The organism is Corallococcus sp. 4LFB, from assembly GCF_046520365.1.
GTDB lineage: Bacteria > Myxococcota > Myxococcia > Myxococcales > Myxococcaceae > Corallococcus > Corallococcus caeni.
In genome coordinates this window covers 1-4,580 of record NZ_JBKGHJ010000592.1, presented here as the reverse complement: position 1 = coordinate 4,580, position 4,580 = coordinate 1, and the positions used below count along the sequence as shown (strand labels likewise).

The 4,580-nt window shown below is 71.9% G+C and carries 4 protein-coding genes; all 4 read left to right on the top strand.

Features of this window, described 5'->3' with window-relative positions; genetic code table 11:
- A partial coding sequence (locus ACLEQD_RS37570; protein ID WP_410390681.1) for an ATP-binding protein occupies positions 1-1,071 on the top strand: 1,071 nt, incomplete at its 5' end.
- Between the two features lie 45 nt (positions 1,072-1,116).
- Positions 1,117-2,445: an efflux RND transporter periplasmic adaptor subunit gene (locus ACLEQD_RS37565; protein ID WP_410390680.1), complete on the top strand. Its 1,329-nt coding sequence runs from the start codon at positions 1,117-1,119 to the stop codon at positions 2,443-2,445.
- Positions 2,446-2,503: 58 nt separating this feature from the next.
- Entirely contained in the window at positions 2,504-3,250 is a 747-nt protein-coding gene (locus ACLEQD_RS37560; protein ID WP_410390679.1) for an ABC transporter ATP-binding protein, read from the top strand.
- Positions 3,247-4,479 carry an ABC transporter permease gene (locus ACLEQD_RS37555; RefSeq protein ID WP_410390678.1) on the top strand — a complete coding sequence of 411 codons (1,233 nt, stop codon included), beginning with the start codon at positions 3,247-3,249 and terminating at the stop codon, positions 4,477-4,479. The genes ACLEQD_RS37560 and ACLEQD_RS37555 overlap by 4 nt, the downstream gene beginning before the upstream one ends.
- Positions 4,480-4,580: the final 101 nt, after the last annotated feature.

Below are 4,580 nucleotides of genomic sequence, written 5' to 3'. Positions count from 1 at the left end.
CCCCGGCGTCGGTGGGGCCCCGGCCGCCTGCTGGTGGTGAGCCCCTTCCCGGGCCCCGTCCAGGTCTATGCCTCCGTGTCCCTGCCCCCGCCGCCCCCGCCGCCGGACGGCGACCGGCAGACGGCCATCATCGCGGGGCTCGTGCTGGCGTGTACCGCCATCACCTCCGTCGCCTTCGCGCGCACGCTCGCGGGCCCGCTGGAGAAGCTGGCCAGCGCGGCGCGCGCGTTCGGCGCGGGACGGCTGGACGTGCGCGCGGGCCTGCGCCGCAAGGACGAGCTGGGCCTGGTGTCCGAGGCCTTCGACGAGATGGCCGGCCGCATCACCCAGTTGCTCCGCTCGCAGAAGGAGCTGCTCGCCAACGTGTCGCATGAGCTGCGCACGCCCCTGTCGCGCATCCGCGTGGCGCTGGACCTGGCCGCGGAGGGCGACGCGCAGACGGCGCGCGAGCTGCTGCCCGACATCACCGAGGACCTGTCGGAGCTGGAGCGCCTGGTGTCCGACGTGCTCACCACGTCCCGCCTGGAGCTGGTGACGGATGGCGCGAGCGGCGGCGTGCCTCCCCTGCGCCTGGAGCGCGTGGACGCGAACGCGCTGGTGGAGAAGGCCGCCGCCCGCTTCCGCTCCGCCCGGCCGAAGCACCGGCTGGAGGTCCAGGTGGACGGCGCGCTGCCGGCGCTGAAGGCAGACCCCGTGCTGCTGCGGCGCGTGTTGGACAACCTGCTCGACAACGCGGGGAAGTATTCGGAGCCCGGCACCACCGTGCGGCTGCACGCCCGGGCGGAAGGCGGGGGCGTCCAGGTGGAGGTCCGGGACCAGGGCATCGGCATCGAGTCGGAGGACCTGGCGCGCGTGGGCACGCCCTTCTTCCGCACCGACCGCAGCCGCGCTCGCACCACGGGCGGCGTGGGGCTGGGGCTGGCGCTGGCGCGCCGCATCCTGGACGCGCACCACGGCCACCTCACGCTGGAGAGCCAGCCGGGCCAGGGCACCACCGCGCGCGTCGTGCTCCCCGGAGTGGGGGCGGCGGACACGCCGGACGGTCGCCTCGCCGTGGGTCATCTTTCGTAATAGAGACGAGATTCGCCGAAACATTTCAGAACGTAGATAAGGGGCATGAAGGCCTTGAGCGAGATGCCGCGGGAAGCGCCGGCCCTGGCGCCGGTGGAGCTGGATGAGGACGAGGGCCGCAAGCGCGGAGTGCCGCGCTGGGCCTGGATCCTGGCGATCCTGGTGGTGGCGGGCGCGGTGCTGTTCTGGCGCATGCGCGCGGGAAGCCAGGCGGACGCCGTCACCTACGAGACGACCCCCGCCGAGGCCCGGAAGCTCACGGCCCGGGTGACGGCCACCGGCACCGTGGCGGCGCTGGTGACGGTGCAGGTCGGCAGCCAGGTCTCCGGCCGCGTCCAGGAGCTGATGGTCGACTACAACTCGCAGGTCAAGAAGGGGCAGGTCATCGCCCGCATCGACCCGCAGCTGGTGCAGGCCGCGCTGGACCGGGCGAAGGCGAACATGACCGCCGCGCGCGCGAACCTCCAGAAGGCGCGCGTGAACGCGGACGTGGCGAAGAAGCAGGCCGCGCGCTCGAAGGAGCTGCGCGCGCAGCAGTTCATCTCCCAGTCGGAGCTGGAGACGGCCGAGTCCGCCGCCGCCAGCGGACAGGCGGAGGTCACGGCCGCGGAGGGCTCGGTGGCCCAGGCGCAGGCCGCGCTCAACGAGGCGGAGGTGAACCTCAAGTACACGACCATCGTGTCGCCCACGGACGGCATCGTCATCTCGCGCAGCGTGGACGTGGGCCAGACGGTGGCCGCGTCCCTCCAGGCGCCCGTGCTCTTCACCATCGCGGAGGACCTGCGCAAGATGCAGGTCAACACCAGCATCGCGGAAGCGGACGTGGGCAAGCTGCGGCCCGGCCAGAAGGCCACCTTCACCGTGGACGCGTTCCCGGGGGAGACCTTCGACGGCGTCATCCGGCAGATCCGCAACGAGGCCATCACCGTGCAGAACGTGGTGACCTACCTGGCCGTCATCGACGTGCCGAACCCGGACCTCAAGCTCAAGCCGGGCATGACGGCGAACGTGACCATCGTCACGCAGCAGAAGGACCAGGCGCTCTCCGTGCCCAACACGGCGCTGCGCTACCGCCCCGCGCCGTCGCCGGACGCGGCCGGGCAGGCCCCCGCCCAGCAGGCCCCGGCCGGCATGCGCACCGTCTACGTGCTGCGCCGCCAGCCGGAGCAGAAGCCGCGGCCCGTGGCCGTGAACGTGCGCACCGGCATGACGGACGGCACGTTCACGGAGGTGGTGGAAGGGGAGCTGAAGGCCGGCGACCGCGTCATCACCGCCGCGAACTCGGCGGCGGGCGAGACGCCCACGCCAGCTCCGTCGGGCAGGAGCCCCGTCGGTGGCGGGGGCGGCCGGGGCATGCGCCGGGGCCCGTTCTAGGCACGCGGCCGTTCCAATCACTTTCATCGCGGGCAGGGGAAGGGACAGAGGCAGACCGATGGACGCGGAAACGAAGCGGGCACCCCCCGTCATCCAGCTCAAGAACGTGGCGAAGGTGTACCGCTCCGGCGACGTGGAGGTGCGGGCCCTGCGCGGCGTGGACTTCACGGTGGAGTCGGGCGAGTTCGTCTCCATCATGGGCTCCTCCGGTTCGGGCAAGTCCACGCTGATGAACATCCTGGGCTGCCTGGACCGGCCCACCTCCGGGGAGTACCTGCTCAACGGCCGCGAGGTGGCCCGCCTGGACCGCGACGGCCTGGCGCGCGTGCGCAACCGCACCCTGGGCTTCGTCTTCCAGAGCTTCAACCTGCTGGCGCGCACCACCGCGCTGGAGAACGTGGAGCTGCCCATGCTCTACGCGGGCGTGCCCTCCAAGGAGCGCCGCGCGCGGGCGAAGGAGGCGCTGGAGCGCGTGGGGCTGGGGGCCCGGCTGGACCACCACCCGAAGCAGCTCTCCGGCGGTCAGCAGCAGCGCGTGGCCATCGCGCGGGCGCTGGTGGGCCGGCCGCGCGTCATCCTCGCGGACGAGCCCACGGGCAACCTGGACTCGCGCACCACGGTGGAGGTGATGGCGCTGTTCCAGCAACTCCAGAAGGAAGGCCTCACGCTGGTGCTGGTGACGCACGAGCCGGACGTGGCCGAGTACACGCAGCGCATCGTGGTGGTGAAGGACGGGCGCATCGTGAACGACAGACGCCAGACGCCGAACCCGGCGGTGGTGCCCGCCGAGGAGGTGGGGACATGAGCATCCTGGAGACGGTCGTCCTGGCGCTGCGTGCGCTGCTGCGTTCCAAGACGCGCTCGGTGCTCACCGCGCTGGGCATCATCATCGGCGTGGGCGCGGTCATCGCCATGGTGGCCATTGGCGACGGCGCGAAGGCCAGCGTGCAGAAGGTCTTCGACTCCATGGGCACCAACCTGCTCATCGTCCTGCCGGGGTCGTCCAGGTCCGGTGGCGCCAGGGGCGGCTTCGGCAGCCAGCCCACCATCACCTGGGACGACCTGGAGGCCGTGCGCACGCAGCTGTCCACCGTGCGCGGCGCGGCGCCGGAGATGCGCTCCAACGCGCAGGTGTTCAGCGAGGACCAGAACTGGAACACCAGCATCATCGGCACGACGACGGACTACTTCACCGTGCGCAGCTGGACCATGGCGAAGGGCGCGCACTTCACGGACGCGGACAACGAGGCGGGCGCGAAGGTGGCGGTGCTGGGCCAGACGGTGGTGGACAACCTCTACGGCAAGGGCTTCAACCCCGTGGGGCAGGTCATCCGCATCAACAAGACGCCCTTCACCGTGATGGGCGTGACGGCGCCCAAGGGCCAGTCGCCCGTGGGCCAGGACTTCGACAACACGGTGTTCGTGCCGGCCACCACCTTCCGCCGCCAGGTGCAGGCGCAGAGCCTGGGCGCGTACATCACCGGCGCGGTGTTCGTGCAGGCGGCGAGCGCGGACCTCACGGCGAAGGCCCAGACGGACGTGACGAACCTCCTGCGGGAGCGCCACCGCCTGGGCGAGGACGACGCCAACGACTTCGACGTGCGCAACCTGGCGGAGGTGGCCAGCGGTCAGCAGCAGAGCACGGAGACGCTGAGCCTGCTGCTCGCGGCCATCGCGGCGGTGTCGCTGGTGGTGGGCGGCATCGGCATCATGAACATCATGCTGGTGAGCGTCACCGAGCGGACGCGTGAGATTGGCGTGCGCGTGGCGGTGGGCGCCCGGCCGCGCGACATCCTGGCGCAGTTCCTCATCGAGGCGCTGACGCTGGCGGTGCTGGGCGGCATCATCGGCGCGGCCGTGGGCCTGGGCGTGGCGAAGCTGCTGGCCGCGCAGTTCGGCTGGCCCATGCTGGTCCGCCCGGACGTCGCGCTGCTGGCCATCGGGTTCAGCGGCCTGGTTGGGGTCGTCTTCGGGCTGTACCCGGCGCGCAAGGCGAGCCTGTTGGATCCCATCGATGCACTGAGGTACGAGTGATGCGCGCGCTTCCGTTGACGCTTTGGCTGTGCGTCCTGCCCGTGGTCGCGGGGGCCCAGACGGCCTCGCGGCCCGCGGCCGCCCAGGCGCCGGCTACGGCG